The sequence below is a fragment of the Vibrio sp. qd031 genome (assembly GCF_002100145.1).
Classification (GTDB): Bacteria; Pseudomonadota; Gammaproteobacteria; order Enterobacterales; family Vibrionaceae; genus Vibrio.
Genome location: NZ_JXQD01000008.1, coordinates 35238 through 59093, shown reverse-complemented (window position 1 = coordinate 59093; position 23856 = coordinate 35238). Strand labels below are relative to the sequence as shown.

The window sequence follows — 23856 nt, the reverse complement described above, 5'->3', positions numbered from 1 at the left end:
GCATGAGTCACTTAGAGATTCGAAGCGCCTCTATAGAAGAGGCGCTACCCGTACTGCAAGCCATCCCAGAGTTTGCATCTCCTGTCACCAATAGTGATGTGAGCGCTCGACTAGACGGCAAGCGCTCACTTATTTTGATTGCGTTTGTTGATGGTCAAGCGGCTGGCGTAAAGATAGGGTATGAGCAAAGTGGCCACCAGTTTTACAGCTGGCTAGGCGGCGTACTGCCCTCTGCAAGAGGCTATGGTGTGGCACAGGCTCTTCTTAATGAGCAAGAAAAGTGGGCCAAGCAGCAAGGTTATCGGTCTATTAACGTTAAGACGCGTAATCAGTTTCCTCAAATGATCCATATGCTAGTGAAAAACCGATACCTCATTGTGGCCACCGAAGCGCATCCCAACCCACTGGAAAACAGGCTCTATTTTCAAAAAAATCTTTAGCCTCGCCTCTCGCCTCTCGCCTCTCGCTCCTCGCCTCTCGCCCCTCACCGCGCAGCATCCCCCGTCGGTTGGTAAAAAATAGTTGAACAACTTGTCGCCACAGGCTTGACATGATAATGAGAATTGTTATTATTTACATCGAGGCTTTGGTGAACGCACTTGCACGTGACTTTTCACCAAATCATTCACGATGCTTCCAGTTTGAGCTCTTACATTGAGCCGCTATTTACGGTGATCGGTTTTCGGTCACCGTTTTTCTTTTTTTGAGTCCGGTCACGAACTTTTTCTTCCTTTAAATCATCATCTTGATCCGTATCTAAAACTTTTTTCCACATGCTTCGATCATTTGGGGATCTGCGCGATTGTTTGAATTTGTATTTTAAGTCGTTGTTATAAATGACTTTTGTTGGTTTATTTGATTTTGGTAATGGTAACGATCTATCGGTTGCCACTTTTTGCTAACAAAGTTATCCACAGTAGGCGAATGGAGTCAGTTCACGGTTTTGTTTTTTGGTGATGAAAAATAGGGCGCTTAATTCGATTGAGATAGCCAGCAACCGCAACTCGTGGCATCCTTTAGCGCTACAGTAAATGACGACGCGGAAAACAGTGCTATGGCGAACATTCCTGATAACCCATTGATTTTAATTGATGGCTCTTCTTACCTCTATCGAGCTTTCCATGCTTACCCTGAATCAATGAGTAATGGTGATATTCAAACCAACGCAATCTATGGTGTGGTCAATATGCTGCGCAGTATGATGAAGCAGTTTTCATCTGAGCGCATAGCCGTCATTTTTGACGCCAAAGGCAAAACGTTTCGCGACGATGTGTATCCGGAATATAAAGCCAATCGTCCATCTATGCCCAATGAGTTGAGAAGCCAAATAGAGCCACTGCATAACATCATTAAAGCAATGGGGTTACCTTTGTTGGTCATTCCTGGGGTCGAAGCCGATGATGTGATTGGAACGCTCGCCCATCAAGCCTCTCAACAAGGCATGCCTGTCTTAATAAGTACTGGCGATAAAGATATGGCGCAGTTGGTTGATGAAAACGTCACTTTGATTAATACCATGACAAATGTGGTCATGGACCCTCAAGGCGTTGTGGATAAGTTTGGTATTGGGCCAGAGCTTATCATCGACTTTTTGGCCTTAATGGGCGACAAGGTCGATAACATTCCGGGAGTTCCGGGCGTAGGCGAAAAAACCGCGCTAGCACTGCTCCAAGGCATTGGTAGCATTGACGACATTTATACTCGTCTCGATGATATTGCCCCATTGGGGTTCCGTGGTTCGAAAACCATGGCCAAAAAGCTGATTGAACATGAAGGCAACGCTAGGCTGTCGTATGAACTGGCGACCATTAAACTGGATGTTGAGTTAGAGAATGCGCCTGATTCGCTGGTAAAACAAACCCCAAATAAAGATGAGTTGATTGCCCTTTACGGAAAGTACACCTTTAAGTCGTGGCTCAATGAGCTCCTTGAAGGAGGAACGGGTGAAGTTATTGCTGATGAGAAATCGGGCCGCACCAGTGTCGCTTCGGGTTCATCGGACGCCTCGTCTGGCCAGCCAGCTGGAGACGCAATCACAATTGATCGCAGCCAATACCAAACAATTCTGACTGAGGAAGTGTTTGCTCAGTGGTTATCTAAACTTGATGCTGCAGATTTGATTGCATTTGATACCGAAACAGACAGCCTGGATTATATGGAAGCGAACCTAGTGGGTTTGTCGTTTGCGGTTGCAGAAGGCGAAGCGGCTTATGTGCCAGTGGCACACGATTACCTAGATGCTCCCGCTCAACTCGACAGAAACTGGGTGCTTGAACAGCTAAAACCCTTATTAGAAGACGCCCACAAAGCGAAAGTTGGGCAGAACCTGAAATACGATGCCAGCGTACTAGCGCGTTATGACATAGAGATGCGAGGCATCGCTCACGATACCATGCTAGCGTCCTACGTGTTTAATAGCGTTGGTGGCAAGCACGATATGGATAGCTTGGCACTGCGCTTTTTGCAACACTCATGCATCTCGTTTGAGCAAATTGCAGGCAAAGGTAAAAAGCAACTCACGTTTAATCAGATTGATTTAGAGCAAGCGTCTCCGTATGCCGCTGAAGATGCTGACGTTACACTCCGACTGCATAACAGTATTCAAAAAGGTATCGCAGGAAACGAAGGTTTAGAACGAATCTATACTGATATCGAAGTGCCTTTAGTCCCTGTCTTATCCAAAATTGAGCGCACTGGTGTCTTGATCGATGCCATGAAGCTTAATACTCAATCGCAAGAAATTGCCCAGCGCTTAGATGAGTTGGAAAAGAAAGCGTATGAGTTGGCTGAGCAGGAATTTAATCTTAACTCCCCTAAGCAGTTACAAGCGATTTTGTTTGAGAAAATGGGCTTACCGGTTGTTAAGAAAACCGCGTCTGGCGCTCCATCGACCAATGAAGAAGTGCTGCAAGAACTGGCGCTGGACTACCCACTTCCTAAGTTAATTTTAGAATATCGAGGATTGGCAAAGTTAAAGTCGACCTATACTGATAAGCTGCCAAAAATGATTAAGCCTCAGACAGGACGAGTCCATACATCTTATCATCAAGCTGTTGCGGCGACAGGGCGTCTGTCATCTACCGATCCAAACTTGCAAAATATCCCTATCCGAAATGAAGAAGGGCGTCGTATTCGCCAAGCATTCATTGCGCCAACGGGCTACAAAATTCTAGCGGTGGATTATTCTCAAATTGAATTGCGAATTATGGCGCATCTCTCTGGCGATCCGGCGCTACTTGAAGCGTTCCGTGACGGCAAAGATATTCACGCTGCTACGGCGGCCGAGATCATGGGGACCACACTAGAATCAGTCACCAGTGAGCAGCGTCGACGTGCAAAAGCGGTTAACTTTGGACTCATTTACGGCATGAGTGCGTTTGGCTTAGCGAAGCAGCTTGGGATCGCGCGCGGTGAAGCACAGCATTACATGGACACCTACTTTGAGCGATACCCTGGTGTGTTGCAATACATGGAAGAGACTCGCAGTGCAGCAGCCGAGCAAGGGTATGTCGAAACTATTTATGGACGACGCCTATACCTTCCAGAGATAAAGTCTCCTAATGGTATGCGTCGTAAAGGCGCAGAGCGAGCTGCGATCAACGCACCAATGCAAGGTACCGCGGCCGACGTGATTAAGAAGGCGATGTTATTGGTGGATGCGTGGCTAGTAGAACGAGACTCTGATGATGTTCGAATGCTTATGCAAGTGCACGATGAACTGGTGTTTGAGGTGAAAGAAGAGTGCCTCAAAGAGGTTGAAGCTAAAATCTGTGAGCTAATGGAATCTGCAGCAGACTTATCGGTACCGCTAATCGCAGAAGCTGGATACGGCATCAACTGGGACGAAGCCCACTAACGAAACAAAAAGAAAGGATCTTTGGTTACTCGAAGATCCTTTTTTCTCCGCGCGAATGGCATTTAATCACCATTGGCACTCTCTGGCTTCAATTTTATCCCCACAACCCTAGCGTCTTTTACCAAGCCCATTACATTTTTTGAGCTTGCTCACTTTTTAAAATCCTCAATTGTTAAATCTTTCCTAATCAAAGCCTTACGCTGTACGGTAATTGTTTTTGAAAATAAACAACAAAAATGGTTTCTTTTTTAGTCGGAATTGGGTATATTTGAAGACGTAGGGTACAGAGGTAAGATGTTCTATCTTTCAGACCTTTTGTTTCACGTTATTGGAATTAGAATAATTCAGCAGCCTCAATCGATATGATTGGGGCTTTTTTTATGCCTAAAATTGAGAGGCTGAGCTATTATTCTGTTCTCATCCCCCTATCTACGCCCCCTAATTGTGATGGGGGTCGCAGTTGTTGATCTGTACTACTTAGGTATGACAATATAAAAACAGATCGAAAAAAAAGCCAAGATATTGAGTATTTTACTCATCTTGGCTCGATAATTTTATTTTGGGCCTTTTGTAATATAATTACATTTTAGACTGAAAATAAGAGGTCAACGTAAGAGAGGTAACTATCTTAAGTTGACTGTGGTGGTAATTGATTAACATCTTCGTTGCTAGTTTCTAAAGAGTCTGTTTCATCCATTTCGATGAGAGCTGGTGCAAACCAAGTGTCTAGCTTGGCGCGCAGTTGATCAACACCTATCCCCTTGAGCGACGAGAACATATCCACAGTAACATCACCACCAAACGCTAAAGAGGCGTCACGGATCTTTAGCAATTGTGCTTTTCGAGCTCCGCTTTTTAATTTATCGGCTTTGGTAAGCAAAACTTGAACGGGTATACCGCTATCCACAGCCCAGTAGATCATTTGTTGATCGAGGTCTTTCATTGGATGGCGAATGTCCATTAGTACGACTAATCCTTTTAAACATTCGCGTTTTTGCAAGTACTCGCCCAAAGACTTCTGCCACTTTTTCTTTAGCTCTAGCGGAACTTGTGCAAACCCATAGCCAGGTAAATCGACAATATGGCAATGCTCTCGTACTTTAAATAAGTTGATCAATTGGGTACGGCCAGGCGTTTTACTGGTTTTGGCCAAACTTCTTTGATTGGTCAAACGATTGAGTGCACTCGATTTACCCGCGTTAGAGCGACCCGCAAAAGCAACTTCGATGCCTTGGTCTTCAGGAAGGTGGCGAATATCGGGGGCACTAGTAATAAAGTGCGTGTTTTGGTAGAAAATTTTTTCGCTCACTGTTAACTCCATCGCGACTTTGTGTAGTCGATTGATTACTTTTTTGTGAATTTGTGTAAAATAGCCGTGCTCGGCATAGGGTCGTTGATTGTATCACGACTCTTACCCACTGGAAGCTCAATAATTATAAACGGATTGTCATGAAGAAATTAGCGCTACTATTCTCTCTATTGGCTGGCTGCTCAACTTGGGCGCTTGCAAACGACGCTCAAGGAAACATTGAGGCGGGTCTAGCCAAATCACAAACCTGTGTTGCCTGTCATGGTGCAGACGGTAATAGCCAGTTAACGAACTACCCGAAGATCGCTGGGCAGCATGCAAGGTACATCGAAAAACAGTTAAAAGAATTTAAGCTCGGTATGACCACCAATGGTAAACAAGGTCGTTACGATGCAGTGATGGGTGGGATGGCATTGCCATTATCCGATCAAGATATGTTAGACCTGGCGGCTTATTACTCTTCTTTGCCTATGTCGGAAAACAACACACCAGAAGACGTTGTCGACGTAGGTAAAGTGTTATACAACGCGGGCGATGCAGAGCGTGGTCTAGTCGCATGTATTGCCTGTCATGGTCCACGTGGTAATGGTACCGAGTTGTCAGGATTCCCGAAAATTTCTGGTCAGCATGCCGATTACAACAATCTACAACTCACCAAATTTAAAGCTGCTGAGCGCAACAATGATCTCAACGGCATGATGCAAGATATCGCGAGCAAATTGACCGACGCCGAAATTGACGCGCTGTCAAAATACGTAGGCGGCTTGCACTAGTTTATCGCTGATTGTATCAAGCGATAACAATAAGGCAGCTTTGCACAAAGCTGCCTTATTTGTATCCATTCCTGCAATATCAAAATAATCTCTCCTAGTTCGTTGCACACTATTGTTGATGTACAGCCATTATCCCTACTATGTGTAAGACATTGGCCATTCTTACCTAGCTATTTATGATGTATCAATACTGTTAATTACAATAAAAACAATGTATTGAGTGATTGCTTTCGTTTTTGAATTTCACTGTGTGAACCTCATCAGCACTAATGCTAAATAACACTGCTAAATTAGTTCCATCTTCTAGAGAGCAATCTCTAAAGGGCAAAATAGATAGAGCAGTGGAGGGCACTATTTATTTTCAATAGGAAAGCGCTGCAATGGATCGCAGCTAACAAGGATGGTTGAGTCGCAACTTCGCGCAAATGGAACATCACCGAGGACGGTGACCGTCTAGGATGGATTAGGGAAGCAAAAATCATCAGGACGATGAACTACAACGAATTTGGTACGGAAGCCGCAACAATAGATGGACTTTGAAGGCGACAGGTTTTTCCTGTCGCTTTTTTCTTTTTAGTCGCGGGTAATTCAACCCCAAGTCACGCCATTTCACTCACAGATTTTGTCGAATTTTCCTCCACTCTTGCCTCATAATCTGCTATGTTTCGCCTCCTCCTAGTCAAACCCTAGTTAATGGAGCATAGAAATGAATGCGTGTCCGCTCTGTCATCAGCCCGATAGCGAGTTTTATCACCAAGATAAACGCCGTATTTATCGCCAATGCCAGCGCTGCCAATTGGTGTTTGTAGAACCCCACTTTCGTTTAGATGCTGACGCTGAAAAAGCCTGTTATGACCATCATGAAAATGACCCTTATAATGATGGGTATCGACAATTCTTATCAAGAATGTCGACCCCACTCTGTGAGCGTATTAATACTGATGCTAAAGGGCTAGATTTTGGGTGTGGTCCCGGTCCTGCTCTGGCATATATGTTGAGAGAGCAAGGGTACAGCGTCAATCTGTACGATATTTACTATCATCCAGATCCGAAACCGCTATCACAGACGTATGACTTTGTGACGGCGACGGAAGTGATTGAGCATTTGTACCAGCCCGATATAATTTGGTCTCAATGGCTAAATTTGCTTAACCCAGGTGGTTGGCTTGGAGTGATGACCAAAATGGTCATTGATGTTGAGGCATTTGCCTCGTGGCACTACAAAAATGATGTTACGCACGTCTGTTTTTACAGTAGAGCTACCTTTGAATACTTGGCCAATAGAGACGGGCTGCAGCTAGACTTTATTGGCAACGATGTGATCCTGTTGAGGAAACCCGAACATGAGTCGTAATAAAAAATCGAGAAAACCAGGCGCCGGCGGCGAAGTGGATGTGATTGTCGTACGTAATCGTACAGAATCTGATGTAGAAGGGCGTCTACGTAAAAAAGCGAAAAAGCGCAAAGGATTAAAAACCGGCAGCCGACATTCAGACGGTAGCGATCACGCTACTCATGGAAACGGTATCGCGCGCGACCCTCGCCTTGGCAGTAAGAAGAAAATTCCTCTTGTGGTAGAAGCCAAGAAAAAGCCATCAAAAACTGAGAAAAAACGCTCAGCAAAACAAGAGTTAGAGCTACTCGAAAATGATGCTCAACTTTTGGTACTGCTTGACCGCTTAGACAATGGTGAATCGTTGGGGGCAGGCCTACAGCAGTACGTTGATCAGAAGCTTTCTCGTATTGAAGTGCTTATGAATCAGCTTGGCTTACTGGACGACAATGATTTTGAGGAAGACATCGAGCAACCAGAAGCGCCACAACCTCAAAAAACCAAAACTAAAGCAAAAAGCAAAACGGACGATGCACTGCTCAACGAGTTTGAAAACTTAGATTGGGACGAATTTAAGGAATAAAGGAATGAATTGGACGCTGCTTATCATTGTGGGTATCGGCATTGTGGTGGCGCTGGCCACCTATGCGGGTTACTTACTGCTGCAACTTAAGAAGCAAAAAGCTTTGATTGCTCAACAGCACAAATTGGCGGTTGAGCAGCGCAACGCCAAAATATTCGAAAGTGCCCACACGTTGTGTCTTGCCGGAATTCAAGGTCAGTGCGATCTGTCAGAAATCAGCATTCGCTTATGCAACGTATTGGATTATGTTCAAGGTGAACAGCGAGTGGATGTTAAACAGAGTCTTCCTGCAACCTATGAACTGTTTGATATTGTCAATGACATGGCACGTGGAGAGTCGCGACAAGAGCTTCCTAAAAAGCAGCGCATGCAGCAGACATTAGCAAGGCACAAAGCAGAGGCTCGACTCAACGACGCAATTATTGAAGAGTTGAAAGTGTTGATCAAACAGTTGCAGCCGTTGAATAACCATATTTCTATTCAAACTGTGCATTAGTTGCGTAACAGACTGCTAACAACTGTAGTGATCTGACCCGCAATAATGGGGTTTGATCTAGAGCAACTGATAACGTTTTAAGCGTATTCATGGCGTCTATGGCAAAATAGACGCCATCGTCGTATATGGGCCTTTTAAAGACAGACATTACCATGCAAAGCCAGCAAATAATTTGGGACCAAGAGATGCTAGAGAAGTATAACTACTCTGGCCCTCGTTACACCTCATACCCAACGGCCGTCGAATTTCACGAAGCCTACACCGTGGCAGAGTTTGATATGGCGTGTCTTGATTACCCTGAAAGACCTCTATCACTGTATATCCACATTCCATTTTGCCACAAGCTTTGTTACTACTGTGGCTGCAACAAGGTGATCACTCGTCACAACCACAAAGCCGATGAATACCTCGATGTGCTTGAGTGTGAGATCAGAACGCGTGCAGCACTTTTGCATGGCCGCACCGTAACCCAATTGCATTTTGGTGGCGGTACACCAACATTCCTAACAGAATCCCAAATCAGTCGCGTTATGGACATTGTCCGCGACGAGTTTTCATTCTCCGATGACGCCGAGATCAGCATTGAAGTTGACCCGCGTGAAATCCAATTGACGATGTTGGATCACTTGCGTGGTGAAGGCTTTAACCGTCTTAGCATTGGTGTACAGGACTTCAATAAAGACGTTCAAAAACTGGTTAACCGAGAGCAGGACGAGCAATTTATCTTCGATATGGTTGCACGAGCGAAAAAGCTCGGATTTCGTTCGACTAACCTCGATTTGATCTACGGCTTGCCTAAGCAAACGGCAGAGAGTTTTGCCGAAACGGTAAAACAGGTTCTAGAGATGCGCCCTGGCCGTTTATCGGTGTTTAATTACGCCCACATGCCTCAACTGTTTGCGGCGCAGCGTAAAATTAAAGATGAAGACTTGCCACAAGCGCAAGAAAAAATGGCGATTCTGCAGCAAACCATCTCAACTCTTACTGCAGAAGGCTATCAGTTTATTGGTATGGACCACTTTGCCTTACCCGATGATGAGTTAGCGATCGCTCAGCGTGAGGGCATTTTGCACCGCAACTTCCAAGGTTACACTACACAAGGTGATTGTGACTTGGTTGGCTTCGGGGTGTCGGCGATTTCGATGATCGGTGACAGCTACGCACAGAACCAAAAAGAGCTAAAAAAATACTACGCTCAGGTTGATGACCAAAGACATGCCTTATGGAAAGGGGTTTCATTAGATAGTGATGACTTACTTCGTCGAGAAGTGATCAAAGCGCTAATCTGTAACTTCAGCTTAGACAAGTCTGCTATTGAAAAACAGTTCTCTATCACCTTCAATGACTACTTTGCAGAAGACTTAGCGCTACTACAGACGTTTGTCGACGATAAACTGGTCGAAGTGACTGATACGGAGATTACCGTGAGTTTGCGTGGTCGATTGCTGATCCGCAATATCTGCATGTGTTTTGATAAGTATCTGCGTGACCGTGCTCGTCAACAGCAGTTCTCAAGAGTAATATAGCAATTCAATACGCAACCGGCCCAAACTCATGGGCCGGTTGCGAACTCATAACGCGGCGAATTTAGCGTTGTGCAGCCATCTGCTGAAGTGCTTTTTTGTCCCCGTCAGAAAGAAACGCGATCGCCAAACCATTGTGCTGAGCTTGCTCAATTTGCTGTTGAGTCAAAATTTGCGGCGCGGCCACTTGATACTCATACGGCAAATCAATCCCTTCTACCGCAGGATCGTCGGTGTTTAACGTTGCGAGAACGTCGCGTTCCAGAAAACGCTTAATTGGGTGAGACGCTAAAGATTCAACCGTACTGGTTTGAATGTTGGAGGTTAAGCACGACTCAATACCAATGCGGTGCTGCGCTAAGTAATCGACGAGGCTGTCATCTTCAAACGCTTTGACGCCATGGCCAATTCGAGTTGCACCTAACTCTTGGATGGCTTGCCACATGCTCGCCGCTCCTGCTGCTTCCCCTGCATGTACGGTCACATTGAGATACGCGTCGCGAACACGTTTAAAGTGTTCAACAAATTGCTCACCTGGCTGCCCAATTTCATCACCCGCTAGGTCAATTGCGATTAGGCGCTCTTTGCAGGCGAGCAGTGCATCTAGCTCTTGAGTACAGGCCTCGACACCGAATGTTCGGCTCATGATCCCAATGAGGTTAGTTTTAACCCCAAAATCACGGCTACCAGCGGCCACACCATCGATGACGGCTTCAACTACACCCTGAACAGGCAAATTGTGTTTCATCGCCATATAGTACGGAGAGAAGCGCAGTTCGGCGTAATCAATTTTCGCTTGCAGTGCATCTTCAACGTTTTCATAGGCAACGCGGTAAACCGCATCCAAATCACCCAGCACCGCAACGCCCCAGTCGAGCTTTTGTAGAAACGCGACTAATGACGGTTCATTTTCGACAATTTGAACGTGCGGGCGTAAGCCTTCAAGATCGTTAGCCGGAAGCTTGATGCCAAACTTTGATGCTAGGTCCAAGATGGTTTGTGGACGAATGTTGCCATCAAGGTGGCGATGTAAGTCTGTGACAGGCAATGTGAAATTTAGCATGCAATGGGCTCCATATTCTTTTTTGCCTAAGTATAACCAGTCGTAAGCAAAAAGTGAGGGGGATCAAAAATTTCTGCTAAGGGTAGCGATTACGTGATGTTTTGTTGTGCAGTATAAAGCGCGTTTGAAGAGGCAAAACGTTGCTTCGGCTGCGATTGACAGCAGAAGCAAACGTTACATTGGGTTGCTAGGCTGCAACCTATGTTGTTGGGTTAGCCGATATCCAGCTCTTTCAGTTTTCGTGTAAGCGTGTTTCGGCCCCAGCCCAACGCTTTTGCTGCATCTTGTTTGTGGCCATTGGTATGCTTAAGCGCAGTTTGTAGCAAAATTCGCTCAAACTCCGGTAAGGCATCCGCCAAGATATCGATCTTGCCTTGCGCAAATTGTTGGTCTGCCCAGTTTTTTAGCAGCATCTGCCAATTATGCGCTTCTGTACTGCCTGTAGCCGGTGATTCATCAAAAAGCTCTGGTGGTAAATCATCTGGCAAGACTTCATTGCCACTGGCCATCACCGTAAGCCAACGACAGATGTTTTCCAACTGACGCACGTTTCCGGGCCAAGATAACGACTCCAACGTTGAAATCGTATCTGAATGCAGCAATTTTACCTCAACACCCAACTCTTCGGCTGCAAGGGATAAGAAATGCTTAGTCAGTTTTTCGATGTCTTGTTTACGCTCTCGCAGTGCCGGGATCTGCACTCGAATCACATTAAGACGGTGGAATAAATCTTCCCTAAAGTCGCCCGCCTGAACCAATTTTTCTAAGTTTTGGTGGGTGGCTGCAATAATACGGACATCGACTTTGATCGCCTCTCGTCCACCAACTCGGTAAAACTGACCATCGGCCAGCACGCGAAGCAGTCGCGTTTGAATGTCGAGTGGCATATCGCCAATCTCATCCAAAAACAGGGTTCCGCCATTGGCTTGTTCAAAGCGTCCTTGACGCACATTCGCAGCGCCCGTAAACGCTCCTTTTTCGTGACCAAACAGCTCGGATTCGATTAAGTCTTTGGGAATAGCAGCCATGTTTAGAGCGATAAAAGGGTTTTTTGCACGAGGGGAGTGTTTATGCAGCGCATGCGCGACCAGCTCTTTACCTGTGCCTGATTCACCATTAATTAATACGGAGATTGAGGAGCGAGACAAGCGACCAATTGCTCTAAATACTTCCTGCATAGCAGGGGCCTCACCAATGATTTCTGGCGTGCTCTCGGGCTGCTCAGCTAAAGAGAGGCTTTCTTTTTTCTGCTCTTGGCTATGAGTAATAGCACGTTCGACCAAAGTCACGGTTTCATCGACGTCAAAAGGCTTTGGAAGGTATTCAAAAGCCCCTGTTTTGTAGGCTTTGACGGCCGCGTCTAAGTCGGAGTGCGCAGTCATAATAATGACCGGCAACTCAGGCAACTTTTGATGGACCTGCTTGAGCAAATCCAAGCCATCGATACCCGGCATGCGAATATCCGAAACCAGAACATCGGGTGTTTCACGCTCCAGTGATTGCAACACGCTTTCACCATCAGCAAATGTTTCACACTGAATGTTGGCGCTGGATAAAGTTTTCTCCATCACCCAGCGGATAGAACTGTCGTCATCAACAACCCAAACGTATCCTTTACTCATAACTGGTATCCTTGAACTTACGTGTGGTAGGGAAGCCCTAAGCCACTAAAATCGGTATAAAAATGGTAAATATGGTGCGCCCTGGCCAGCTTTCGACTTCAATTTTTCCTTGATGTTGATCCACCAGAGTTTGAGCTATCGATAGCCCTAGTCCTGTACCGCCTTCACGCCCACTGACCATGGGGTAAAACAAGGTATCCTGTAGCTCTTTTGGGATGCCGGGACCGTTGTCGGTAATTTCAATCATCGCAGCCAGTTTGTGGTGCTTGCCATGAATATTGGTCTGATGCACAGTGCGAGTTTTTAGAACAATTTTCCCATCATCACGCCCGCGTAAAATTTGTGCGGCATTGCTAATAATATTGAGCAGTGCTTGTTCAATCTGGTCGGTATCCATCAAAATGTCTGGTAGGCTCGGGTCATAGTCTCGCTGAAAGACTAAGCATCGCTCGCTTTCCAGCTCAACCAATTGCCGGACTTTCTCGAGCAACAAATGCAGATTTTCCTGCTTCTTGGTGCCAGGACGCTGCGGCCCAAGCAGTCGGTCAACGAGGCTTCGTAATCTGTCCGCCTGTTCAATAATGATTTGCGTGTATTCGTGCAAGGATGGGTCAGGAAGCATACGTTCGAGTAGCTGCGCTGCACCGCGTAATCCACCTAATGGATTTTTAATTTCATGAGCCAACGAACGAACTAATAACTTCGCCGCTTGTTGCTGTGCGTGCTGGTTTAATTCTTGGCTCAGTCGTCGCTGCTGATCGACTTTTTTGAGCTCTACCAGCAACATCAATGATTTGTTGAACGTTAACGGGCTAACGGTCATTTCAACCAACAGCGGCTTACCATCAACCACCAAGGTGACATCACTGTCGGTCATGCTTTGGCCGCTTTGCAATGGTTGAGTCAATAACGCTAAATCCAGTGAAGCATGTTGAACCACTTTGGATAATCCATTGTCGATGATGCGTTTTCGACTGTACGAGAAAAGTTGTTCCACTGCCGGGTTGGCGTAACGAATCACCAGTGCTTCATCTAAGAGCAGTGTTGCGGTGACCATATTATCGATAATGGTTGTCGTAACTGAGTTGTCCATGATCCGACGCCTACCTTATTTGAGCCTATTGCACCATTGTAAGTCCTTGCACAGATTTGGTGCAATAGCGTAAACCGCGATCTGACAAAGGGTTTTACGTTTTGCTTGAGCAAGCTGTGCGCTTTTTTGGTGCGAAAAGACGGATTTTCTAGCCTATTCACATAACAATGCAATTACCTTGCCGTAAATTGGTGCGAGAGGGTAAGTTATCTATTTGAAAAATAAGTTATTTAAAGCAAAAACGGCCTGCATAAGCAGGCCGTTGAATTTTGCGTAAAGTATCTATTACACAGAGTAGTAAAGTTCAAACTCAAGTGGGTGAGTTGTCATGTTTACTTTTTCTACGTCTTGAGACTTAAGATCGATGTAAGAATCGATGAAGTCGTCAGAGAATACGCCGCCAGCGGTTAGGAACTCACGGTCCGCGTCTAGACATTCTAGAGCTTCTTTTAGTGAGTAAGCCACTGTTGGGATTTCAGCTGCTTCTTCTGCTGGTAGGTCGTACAAATCTTTGTCCATTGCTTCACCTGGGTGGATCTTGTTCTTAATTCCGTCAAGACCAGCCATTAGCATTGCTGCAAAGCATAGGTATGGGTTAGCAGATGGGTCACCAAAACGTAGCTCGATACGACGTGCTTTAGGGCTTGGTACTACTGGGATACGGATAGATGCAGAACGGTTACGTGCAGAGTATGCAAGCATAACAGGTGCTTCGAACCCAGGTACAAGACGCTTGTATGAGTTAGTTGACGCGTTAGCAAATGCGTTGATTGCTTTAGCGTGCTTGATGATACCGCCGATGTAGTAGATAGCGAGGTCAGATAGACCGCCGTACTTGTCACCCGCAAACAAGTTCACACCGTCTTTTGCAAGAGATTGGTGAACGTGCATACCAGAACCGTTATCGCCTACTAGTGGCTTAGGCATAAAGGTAGCTGTTTTACCAAATGCGTGTGCAACGTTGTGTACTACGTACTTGTATACCTGAATCTCGTCCGCTTTCGCCGTTAGAGTGTTAAAGCGAGTTGCGATTTCGTTTTGACCCGCAGTTGCCACTTCGTGGTGATGCGCTTCAACAACTTGGCCCATTTCTTCAAGAACCAAACACATTGCAGAGCGGATATCTTGAGAAGAGTCAACTGGTGCAACTGGGAAGTAACCACCTTTAACGCCAGGACGGTGACCTTTGTTACCGCCTTCGAAGTCAGTACCTGTGTTCCATGCTGCTTCTACATCATCAATTTTGAAGAAAGAACCAGACATGTCAGTAGAGAACTTAACATCGTCAAATAGGAAGAACTCTGGCTCAGGACCGATTAGAACGTCATCAGCGATGCCTGTAGAGCGCATGAAGTCTTCAGCGCGCTTAGCGATAGAGCGTGGGTCACGGTCGTAGCCTTGCATAGTTGCAGGCTCTAGGATGTCACAGCGAAGGTTAAGTGTAGAGTCTTCTGTGAATGGGTCCAGTACCGCAGAGCTTGCGTCTGGCATCATTACCATGTCAGATTCGTTAATGCCTTTCCAGCCAGCAACTGAAGAGCCATCGAACATTTTGCCTTCTTCGAAAAAGTCAGCGTCAACTTGGTGAGCAGGAATCGAAACGTGCTGCTCTTTACCTTTTGTGTCTGTGAAGCGCAGGTCGACAAACTTCACTTCATTTTCTTGGATCAGTGATAGAACATTTTCTACTGACATTTCGGATAACCTCCAGTGTTTATAAATCGTTGTGTCTAGTGGCGTGTACTTCAAATGGTGCAGGCTCACTAAATATGTATTCGAAACTATTTCCATCTAAGCTAAAACTGTGCCAAATATTTTATTCTTTATAAAACAGCGCCTTAATGATTGCCGCATCCTAATGGTGCATTCTATTGCACCATAATGATTCAACCGCGCACCATATTGGTGCGCCATTTTGGTGCGAGAGCTACGGCTTGACTGTTTTCTGCACAGTGAATGTATTGAGCAGCTTTTTAATTTCGGTGTCAATTGTCGACGCATTGAAACTCCACGGTCGAGATCTCAGTCATGTTTTTCATGCAATGAATGCAACAGCGTGCTACAGATTTAATTCGCTCAAGATCACAATTCTCTGGGAATTTGAGCAAAATCTGGTACATTATGCGCCAATTAACACGCTTGACAGCAAGCCTAATCCGGCGTATCACGCCGCAACAAGAGTGAAACAGATGTCTACATCAATCGACAAACTCAGAAACATCGCCATTATTGCGCACGTTGACCACGGTAAAACAACGTTGGTAGATAAGCTGCTGCAGCAATCCGGCACTTTAGAGACCCGCGGCGAAGTGGAAGAGCGCGTGATGGACTCAAACGATATCGAAAAAGAACGTGGTATCACCATTTTGGCAAAAAACACCGCCATTAACTGGAATGATTACCGCATCAACATCGTAGATACTCCAGGACACGCCGATTTCGGTGGTGAAGTAGAGCGTATCATGTCGATGGTTGATTGTGTTCTACTGATCGTAGACGCGGTTGATGGCCCAATGCCTCAAACTCGCTTTGTAACGCAAAAAGCGTTTGCTCACGGCCTCAAGCCAATCGTTGTTATCAACAAAATTGACCGCCCAGGCGCACGCCCTGACTGGGTTATGGATCAAGTCTTTGACTTGTTTGATAACCTCGGCGCAAGCGACGAGCAGCTAGACTTCCAAACGGTATACGCATCAGCGCTTAACGGTTGGGCAACTATCGAAGAAGAGACTGAAGGCACCGATATGGAGCCTCTATTCCAAGCGATCGTAGATAACGTAGCAGCACCAGAGGTTGACCGTGAAGGTTCTCTTCAAATGCAGATCTCTCAGCTAGATTACAGCTCTTACGTCGGTGTAATTGGTGTGGGCCGTCTAACGCGCGGCACGATTAAAGCAAACCAAATGGTGACGGTTATCGGTGCCGATGGTAAAACACGTAACGGCAAGGTTGGTACAGTACTTGGCTACCTAGGTCTAGAGCGTCACGAGGTGGCAGATGCTGCTGCAGGCGACATCATCGCGGTGACTGGTCTTGGAGAGCTAAAAATCTCTGACACCATTTGTGCGCAAGGCGAAGTGGAAGCAATGACGCCACTTTCTGTTGATGAGCCAACGGTAACCATGACGTTCCAAGTAAACACCTCTCCGTTCGCGGGTAAAGAAGGTAAGTTTGTTACCTCACGTAACATCCTAGAGCGTCTTGAAAAAGAATTGGTTCATAACGTTGCATTACGTGTTGAGCAAACGGATGATCCAGACAAGTTCCGTGTTTCTGGTCGTGGTGAACTGCACCTTTCTATCCTTATCGAAAACATGCGTCGTGAAGGGTTTGAGCTAGCGGTATCTCGTCCTGAAGTTATCATCAAAGAAGAAAACGGCCAGTTGATGGAACCGTTTGAAACAGTGACCATCGATGTGCTTGAAGAGCACCAAGGTGGCATCATGGAGAACATTGGTCTTCGTAAAGGTGAACTAACAGACATGGCACCAGACGGCAAAGGCCGTGTGCGCATGGACTTCAACATGCCTTCTCGTGGCTTGATTGGTTTCCAAACTGAGTTTATGACTCTGACTTCGGGTTCTGGTCTTCTTTACCATACGTTTGATCACTACGGTCCACACAAAGGCGGCGACATCGGCCAACGTATTAACGGCGTGCTAATCTCTAACGCGACGGGTAAAGCACTGACTTACGCACTGTTTAACCTTCAAGAGCGTGGCCGCCTATTTAGCGAGCACGCAGATGAAGTTTACGAAGGTCAGGTTATCGGTATTCATAACCGTTCAAACGACTTAACAGTAAACTGCCTGAAAGGTAAGCAGCTGACTAACGTTCGTGCATCAGGTACCGATGAAGCGCAGGTTCTGACTCCAGCGATTAAGTACACGCTTGAGCAAGCTCTTGAGTTTATCGATGATGACGAACTGGTTGAAGTCACACCAGAAAGCATCCGTATTCGTAAGAAGTTCCTAACGGAGTCTGATCGTAAACGTGCAAGTCGCGGCGCGATCTAATAAAGACATCGTCTTTTGAGAAGGGTTCCAAGTAGTTGGAGCCCTTTTTTATTGCCCGCTGTTTTTTGCTAGACTAAGCACACTCATAATTTCTCATTGTATTAACGTTGGTTCTGTAGGCCACTGCATTTAAACGAAAAACGTTGATTCACATTTTACGCAGGAAGCGATACATGGATTGGTTCCCTCATCGGGTGCATCTGTTTTTGCACTATATTCATTACCTCGTAAAACGGGTAAATCACGATCGATTGACCGTCAATGCCGGGTATATGGCGTACATAACGTTACTGTCACTGGTTCCTTTGACCACCGTATTATTAACGGCACTGTCTCGCATACCTACCTTTGCTGATGCTGGCGATCAGATTCAAGATTTTATCTTTAGAAATTTTGTGCCCGCAGCGGGGGAAACGGTACAGTCGATGTTTACCGTGTTCATCGCTAACACTGCTAAGATGACTACGATAGGTCTTGCGTTTTTGTTCGTAGCTGCTCTGCTTCTCATTTCCAGTATCGATAGCAACTTAAATTATATTTGGCGGTCTAAAAAGAAAAGAGCGCGAGTGTATTCGTTTTCGTTGTACTGGACAGTACTGACTTTAGGTCCCATTTTTGTGGGAGCGAGCATTGTGGTGAGTTCTTATATCACTGGGTTGCGGATCATTAGTGATGACGCGATTAATTTTTTCTATCAAGCGTTGCCAATACTGTTTTCCTTTAGTGCGTTTTTTGGATTGTATATGTTCGTGCCCAATCTCAAAGTTCGTGTGACCCACGCACTGACAGGTGCATTGATCGCAGGTATCTTATTTGAGGTGTCCAAAAAAGGCTTTGCTATTTACATCACACAGTTTCCAACTTACGAACTGATTTACGGTGCACTTTCAGCAGTACCAATATTGTTTGTGTGGGTCTACTTGTGTTGGTTTATTGTGTTGGTGGGCGCAGAGATCACCGCCAGCCTTGGTGAAAAAGAGTTGTGGCACGAAGAGACCCCTTATCAAGCGAAGTGGTTTGTTAAAACGACAGATAAATTAAAAAAGACATCACCCAATAGAGGAGACAGCAGTGATAGCCCTGATACAAAGAGTGAGTGAAGCCAGCGTTAAAGTCGACGGAGAGATCGTCGGCAGTATTGATAAAGGGTTACTGGTGCTGTTAGGCGTTGAAAAAACCGATGATGAAGCAAAGACCAAGCGGATGTTAGAGCGGGTCACTCAATATCGAGTTTTTGAAGACGACGTCGGAAAAATGAATTTAAATGTGCAGGATGTCGACGGTAGCTTACTCGTTGTCTCTCAATTTACTCTACCCGCCGATACGAAAAAAGGGACTCGTGCAGGATTCTCGCGAGGTGCGCCTCCCGCGCAAGCAAAAGAGCTTTATGAGCGTTTTATCGAGATGAGCGCACAACAACTGCCAACGCAAAGCGGTATCTTTGCGGCAGACATGAAAGTCTCGCTGATCAATGATGGTCCAGTCACTTTTTGGCTAGAAGCATGATGAACATGCAGTCCAAAATCGTATAACTCCCAATTCCAGCCAATAGAAGACGCGCAATGTATAAATTGATTGTTCCCAAGACGGAAAACCAACTTAATAAATATTACCATTTTCGCTGGCAAATGCTGCGAGAACCATGGCAGCGCCCTCTTGGCTCGGAGCGAGATGAGTTTGATGAATTAAGCCATCACCGCATGATTGTAGACAGTCGCGGACGCCCAATAGCGATTGGCCGATTATACATTACCCCCCAGGATGAGGGCCAGATACGCTATATGGCGGTAAAGAACAATCGGCAGGGCAAAGGTTTGGGTTCGTTGATTCTGGTCGCTCTGGAGTCGTTAGCGCGCCAGGAGGGGGCGAAGCGAATTGTGTGTAACGCTCGTGAAGATGCCATTGCCTTTTATCGTGGTAACGGCTTTGAAGACCAAGGTGGCTTGCAAGATGAGCGCGGGTTTATCCGTCATCAACAGATGGTTAAAGCGCTCGACCCTATGGCCAACGTGATCCGAAAGCCAGAGTGGTGCCAAGAGTTACAAACTCGATGGGAACAGCAGATCCCCATCAGTGACAAAATGGGCATTAAAATCAGCCAATACACCGGCAACAAGTTTGAATGTGTAGCTCAGTTAAACCCCAATCTAAACCCTCACAACACAATGTTTGCAGGATCAGCCTTTACCCTCGCCACCTTAACTGGGTGGGGCATGACATGGCTGCTGATGAAAGAGCGAAACCTGCAAGCTGACATCGTACTGGCTGACAGTAAAATCCGCTATCGGCACCCTGTAGAGCAAAGCCCTGTGGCTGTGACTTCTCTCGATGGTATCAGTGGCGATCTCGATCGCCTAGCCGGCGGCCGTAGAGCCCGTGTTGTTATTGAGGTCACCATTTACAGTGGCAACACCCCAGCTGTAGAGTTCGTTGGCACATATATGTTACTTCCCAACTAACCCCTACCGTGAGGTACGCGTTTCGCGCCAACCGCCCGGTATTACCAAACAGCTACCGGGCCATTTGCGCGTCAGCGCTAATGTCCCGGTAGTGACCCGCACATTAAAAAACGAATATCCCACAGTCACTACCGTGAGGTAGACGCTTCGCGCCAACCGCACGGTATTACCAAACAACTACCGGGCCATTTGCGCGTCAGCGCTAATGTCCCGGTAGTGACCCGCACATTAAAAAACGAATATCCCTCAGTCACTACCGTGAGGTAGACGCTTCGCGCCAACCGCACGGTATTACCAAACAGCTACCGGGCCATTTGCGCGTCAGCGCTAATGTCCCGGTAGTAACCCGCGCATTAAAAACGAATATCCCAAAGTCACTATCGTAAGGTAGACGCTTCGCGCCAACCGCACGGTATTACCAAACAGCTACCGGGCCATTTGCGCGTCAGCGCTAATGTCCCGGTAGTGACTAGGTTATCTCTGTTATAAAGTCTGTTCCACCTATCGGTCTGCAAGCCTGCGTTTGTGCACGAATAAAATCCAGCGCCGGTTTATCCAATACGTCTTCAAACAATGAACGATACGCGACTAACCTCGATTCTTGATCGCTGCCTAATTCGTGATACACCGAATGTTCGGTTAGCAAGGTTGAGGGTTTGCCTAATGCATTGCCGCGATAACTGCTCCACACATACTTATCTGGTGAATCGACTATTTCTGCCCGCACTGGATTCATCTCGATATACCTAGACACCTCCAAAAAATAACGCTCACTCTCCACAGGAGCAGAAAAGTACCGCCCCTGCCAAAACTTACCCGTACGCTGGTATTTGTGATTAAAAAACGGCACATAAGATTGCGACAGCGAGCGCATCATGTCAGAAATGCCATTTTCTTTTAGAGGCGTGCAAAGCAAATGGAAGTGATTACTCATTAATACCCAGCTGTGGATCTGAGCATGGTATAGCTGCGAGTACTTTTGTAACCGAGAAAGAAAACCAATGCGATCTTCTCGGTCAAAAAAGCATGGCTCTTTATTGTTGCGCCGCTGAACAACATGTTGTGCGACGCCAACAGGAGAGTAACGAAGTCGACTGGTCATCGTTTTTCCAATGAAAAAGTAAAAACGACAGTGTTGGTGACATTGATTGTGTATGGAATGACTATGTTGAATTTTAGAAGGTATAACTCATTTTAAAAGCCAGGTTACATAGTTTGCATTTTTAATCGCAATATGTGCAGTCTTAGGCTAATCAAGTTACTGCCAGAGCTGATAAAAACCATCGAGCATACGAACGACAAAGCGTTTTAGGTTAGGATGTGAATCGATAAATGAGACCCAGACTGGCGAGTGTTTGTAATACTGTTTTACCATCAACTCCCCAAAAGGAAGACCCAGTATGACTTCATCTCTAAAATCTCGATAGAAATTTAATTTACTCGGTTGATCCACATATACAGAGGATGCCAAAAAGCAGCGAGAGTCTTGACTAGCGGAAGAAGCATGACTTTGAGTGGCATAGTTCAGTGTTATCGTGAAGTGGGCTGGGTCAGTGGATTCAACGGTAATTCGGGGAGCTACACCTGATGACAATACCGACACAGAAACATCAATAGGAGCGTCTAATAGATTTAGTATCAACCTTTGATTTAGCTCACTTACAGGTGAGAATTGAATGATGCCAAAATTGGATTGCAACTCCCCGGTGAGCATAAGACGGCTACCGTCGAGCTGCTGAACGGAAGTCAATTGAATATCACTTTCGATGAGTTCAAAGGCGTCGTTATCATTTAACCATTGCCAATAAGGTTGATCCTGTATGGCAATATCAAACCAATGCGAACTCATTGTTACGGGATCTTGCAACTGGATACTTGCGCTACTCGCTATTTGAGTATTGATTTCTAATGTTGTCCCTGTAATGGCGTTGACGAGATTGTTTTCATCGTTAAGCAGCTCTAACCTTTCAGCGTCAACCTGAATGGGAAAGCGCGCGGTTCGCCCTAAGGGAACACGAGCTAACGATTGTGTTGTCCACATATCGTCTTGATCGACACTAGCGCTGCTTTTGTCTGATTGATAGGTCAGAACCTCGTCACCTATATAGCTAAGATAACTTTGTCTAACTTGGTATATGGCATCCGATTCACCTTGTGTGTCTAGGTATTGATTAGTTGGAGCATCAATATTGGCTATCAGAGCATTGGATGTATATTGGTCTTGGCGGTAAAGCTGAAATTCTGTCGAGTAAGTTACCCCGCGCCAAGTGACAAGATTCCCTTGCTCGGTCCGGATCACCGATACGTCGGTCGGTGCTGAAAGTGTCGGCAAATAAGGGAGGCGGGTTTGTGACCCATAAGTATCGTGCACAACCCACCATCCGGCAGGCGTGCCCCAAGCATCGAAACCAAGTTCATTCTCACCGACAATGGCGTAATGAATATCAGTTCGATGATCGGCACTTACCTTGGTTGAAGATTCAAAATCTAATTGGGTGACTTGATCGATATCGGTCGTGAACAAAAACATTTCATTGTCGATGGTTGTGATATTTAATGGATGTGGTTTGGGAATGTGATTTGAGAGGCTTGAAACGTCAAGGCGCTGTCCTTGGTTTACTCCACCCACCAATGAATCTGATTTAATGCTGGTTTGCAGTAGTGCTGCTAATGCTTGCCCAGCATTGGCTTGTGAGTTGGCTTGTAAGTAACTTGCAACAGCAGCGGAAACCCAAGGTGCAGCCATGGATGAGCCACTATCTATACGAAACTGCCCATCTGGTGCAAGGCTTAAAATGTCTGTTCCAGGTGCGGCGATATCAACAAATGACCACTGGTAGTTGCTACTCGTGGCCAGTTTATCCGAAATAGCATCCCAATTTGCAACTGCGATTAAATAGCGAAGACTTGGCGCAAATTTAGCGGGATAGGCGTTAAAGTCGTCTAGATCTTTTCCTGAATTGCCAGCCGCGGTAATTTGTATTATCCCTGCTTGATCGGCTTCATACATGACGTCAAAAAGCGGGGTACTGAAGCGCGAGACCGTCCAAGAGTGGTTAATAATACGGGCATCGTTATCTATTGCCCATTGAATACCAGCAATCGCATCCGACAAACTTCCGCCACCACTTCGGTTTAAAAAACGAATCGGCATAATGGTGCTTGAACTGCATCCGCCCTCACCTTGGCCCAGTGAGCCATCAAATGCACTACTGGCAATGATTCCGGTAACGTGAGTGCCATGTCCAAATTGATCATTCGGATAATGGGTGTCATCAATAGCATTGTAAGGTGCTGATACTTGAACGGAACTTAAGCTTGGGTGCTCGGTATCGACACCGGAGTCCAAAACTGCGATGGGGACTAAGTCACACTCGCGCTCAAAAGAGGTAAGGCTCTCAAAGCCTGAAAGGGAAAAGCCGTTCTGATAGGACTCACTATTTGTTATGGAGTATGGGGATAAAGGGTCTTCATCCAACGTTAAATTGGGTTTAGCGTAGCGAACTTGGTCTGAAAGTAAAGCTTGCTTGACCGCCTGAGAGTCCAGCAAGAACAACTTATCTTGGTTGTTAAACTCAAACACCACAGATAGACCGGCGTGGTGGTCTTGGAAATAGTCATTACTGCTTCTTACTAGCCACTGATGTGCGAAAGCGCTGCAGGAACACAGTAGCAGTAGCAAAAAGAATTTTGGTCTTATTCTCATAGAATCCATAGTAAAAAAGGAGGG

The 23856-nt window shown here is 46.0% G+C and carries 19 protein-coding genes; 11 read left to right on the top strand and 8 right to left on the bottom strand.

Going from position 1 to position 23856, the window contains the following annotated elements; genetic code table 11:
* Window positions 1–2 precede the first annotated feature (2 nt).
* Window positions 3–440 carry a GNAT family N-acetyltransferase gene (locus ST37_RS04920; RefSeq protein ID WP_084884288.1) on the top strand — a complete coding sequence of 146 codons (438 nt, stop codon included), beginning with the start codon at window positions 3–5 and terminating at the stop codon, window positions 438–440.
* Window positions 441–649: 209 nt separating this feature from the next.
* On the opposite strand, the gene ST37_RS20340 is transcribed toward ST37_RS04920, so the two are convergent.
* The gene (locus ST37_RS20340; RefSeq protein ID WP_277922129.1) at window positions 650–775 is read right to left on the bottom strand and encodes a hypothetical protein; all 126 of its coding nucleotides are present in this window, start codon (window positions 773–775) and stop codon (window positions 650–652) included.
* 279 nt (window positions 776–1054) lie between these two features.
* Here ST37_RS20340 and polA point away from each other — a divergent pair, with 279 nt between their 5' ends.
* A complete protein-coding gene (gene polA / locus ST37_RS04915; RefSeq protein ID WP_084884286.1) occupies window positions 1055–3856 on the top strand; it encodes a DNA polymerase I in 2802 nt (933 codons plus the stop codon).
* Between the two features lie 628 nt (window positions 3857–4484).
* On the opposite strand, the gene yihA is transcribed toward polA, so the two are convergent.
* Window positions 4485–5177: a ribosome biogenesis GTP-binding protein YihA/YsxC gene (yihA, locus tag ST37_RS04910; RefSeq protein WP_084884284.1), complete on the bottom strand. Its 693-nt coding sequence runs from the start codon at window positions 5175–5177 to the stop codon at window positions 4485–4487.
* 128 nt (window positions 5178–5305) lie between these two features.
* Here yihA and ST37_RS04905 point away from each other — a divergent pair, with 128 nt between their 5' ends.
* The 5 genes from ST37_RS04905 (at window position 5306) to hemN (ending at window position 9876) form a co-directional block, all read left to right on the top strand.
* Window positions 5306–5938, top strand: coding sequence for a c-type cytochrome (locus tag ST37_RS04905; RefSeq protein WP_084884282.1), 633 nt, complete (start codon window positions 5306–5308; stop codon window positions 5936–5938).
* A gap of 706 nt (window positions 5939–6644) precedes the next feature.
* On the top strand, window positions 6645–7292 hold the full coding sequence (locus ST37_RS04900; protein WP_084884281.1) for a class I SAM-dependent methyltransferase: 648 nt from the start codon (window positions 6645–6647) through the stop codon (window positions 7290–7292).
* Window positions 7282–7854: a Der GTPase-activating protein YihI gene (gene yihI / locus ST37_RS04895; RefSeq protein WP_084884279.1), complete on the top strand. Its 573-nt coding sequence runs from the start codon at window positions 7282–7284 to the stop codon at window positions 7852–7854. The genes ST37_RS04900 and yihI overlap by 11 nt, the downstream gene beginning before the upstream one ends.
* A 4-nt stretch (window positions 7855–7858) precedes the next feature.
* Window positions 7859–8350 (top strand): DUF2489 domain-containing protein, encoded by a 492-nt coding sequence (locus ST37_RS04890; RefSeq protein ID WP_084884277.1) that lies wholly within the window; start codon window positions 7859–7861, stop codon window positions 8348–8350.
* A gap of 152 nt (window positions 8351–8502) precedes the next feature.
* Window positions 8503–9876 carry an oxygen-independent coproporphyrinogen III oxidase gene (hemN, locus tag ST37_RS04885; protein ID WP_084884429.1) on the top strand — a complete coding sequence of 458 codons (1374 nt, stop codon included), beginning with the start codon at window positions 8503–8505 and terminating at the stop codon, window positions 9874–9876.
* A 61-nt stretch (window positions 9877–9937) separates the two neighbouring features.
* On the opposite strand, the gene add is transcribed toward hemN, so the two are convergent.
* The 4 genes from add to glnA form a co-directional block, all read right to left on the bottom strand.
* Window positions 9938–10936, bottom strand: a complete 999-nt coding sequence (add, locus tag ST37_RS04880; protein ID WP_084884276.1) for an adenosine deaminase — start codon at window positions 10934–10936, stop codon at window positions 9938–9940.
* Between the two features lie 212 nt (window positions 10937–11148).
* Window positions 11149–12558 (bottom strand): nitrogen regulation protein NR(I), encoded by a 1410-nt coding sequence (gene glnG / locus ST37_RS04875; RefSeq protein ID WP_084884274.1) that lies wholly within the window; start codon window positions 12556–12558, stop codon window positions 11149–11151.
* Between the two features lie 37 nt (window positions 12559–12595).
* Window positions 12596–13651: a nitrogen regulation protein NR(II) gene (glnL, locus tag ST37_RS04870; protein ID WP_084884273.1), complete on the bottom strand. Its 1056-nt coding sequence runs from the start codon at window positions 13649–13651 to the stop codon at window positions 12596–12598.
* A gap of 285 nt (window positions 13652–13936) precedes the next feature.
* A complete protein-coding gene (glnA, locus tag ST37_RS04865; RefSeq protein WP_084884271.1) occupies window positions 13937–15346 on the bottom strand; it encodes a glutamate--ammonia ligase in 1410 nt (469 codons plus the stop codon).
* Between the two features lie 494 nt (window positions 15347–15840).
* Here glnA and typA point away from each other — a divergent pair, with 494 nt between their 5' ends.
* The 4 genes from typA to ST37_RS04845 all read left to right on the top strand — a co-directional run bounded on the left by typA (window position 15841) and on the right by ST37_RS04845 (window position 20126).
* On the top strand, window positions 15841–17667 hold the full coding sequence (gene typA / locus ST37_RS04860; protein WP_084884427.1) for a translational GTPase TypA: 1827 nt from the start codon (window positions 15841–15843) through the stop codon (window positions 17665–17667).
* A 173-nt stretch (window positions 17668–17840) separates the two neighbouring features.
* Window positions 17841–18767 (top strand): virulence factor BrkB family protein, encoded by a 927-nt coding sequence (locus tag ST37_RS04855; RefSeq protein WP_084884269.1) that lies wholly within the window; start codon window positions 17841–17843, stop codon window positions 18765–18767.
* Window positions 18739–19173, top strand: coding sequence for a D-aminoacyl-tRNA deacylase (gene dtd, locus ST37_RS04850; protein ID WP_084884268.1), 435 nt, complete (start codon window positions 18739–18741; stop codon window positions 19171–19173). Before ST37_RS04855 ends, dtd begins: the two co-directional genes overlap by 29 nt.
* 56 nt (window positions 19174–19229) lie before the next feature.
* Window positions 19230–20126, top strand: a complete 897-nt coding sequence (locus ST37_RS04845; RefSeq protein ID WP_084884266.1) for a bifunctional GNAT family N-acetyltransferase/hotdog fold thioesterase — start codon at window positions 19230–19232, stop codon at window positions 20124–20126.
* A 469-nt stretch (window positions 20127–20595) separates the two neighbouring features.
* Here ST37_RS04845 and ST37_RS04840 read toward each other — a convergent pair whose 3' ends face one another.
* Together ST37_RS04840 and ST37_RS04835 are read right to left on the bottom strand one after the other, a co-directional pair.
* Window positions 20596–21228: a transposase gene (locus tag ST37_RS04840; RefSeq protein ID WP_084884264.1), complete on the bottom strand. Its 633-nt coding sequence runs from the start codon at window positions 21226–21228 to the stop codon at window positions 20596–20598.
* Between the two features lie 156 nt (window positions 21229–21384).
* The gene (locus ST37_RS04835) at window positions 21385–23832 is read right to left on the bottom strand and encodes a S8 family serine peptidase (RefSeq protein ID WP_172400931.1); all 2448 of its coding nucleotides are present in this window, start codon (window positions 23830–23832) and stop codon (window positions 21385–21387) included.
* Window positions 23833–23856: the final 24 nt, after the last annotated feature.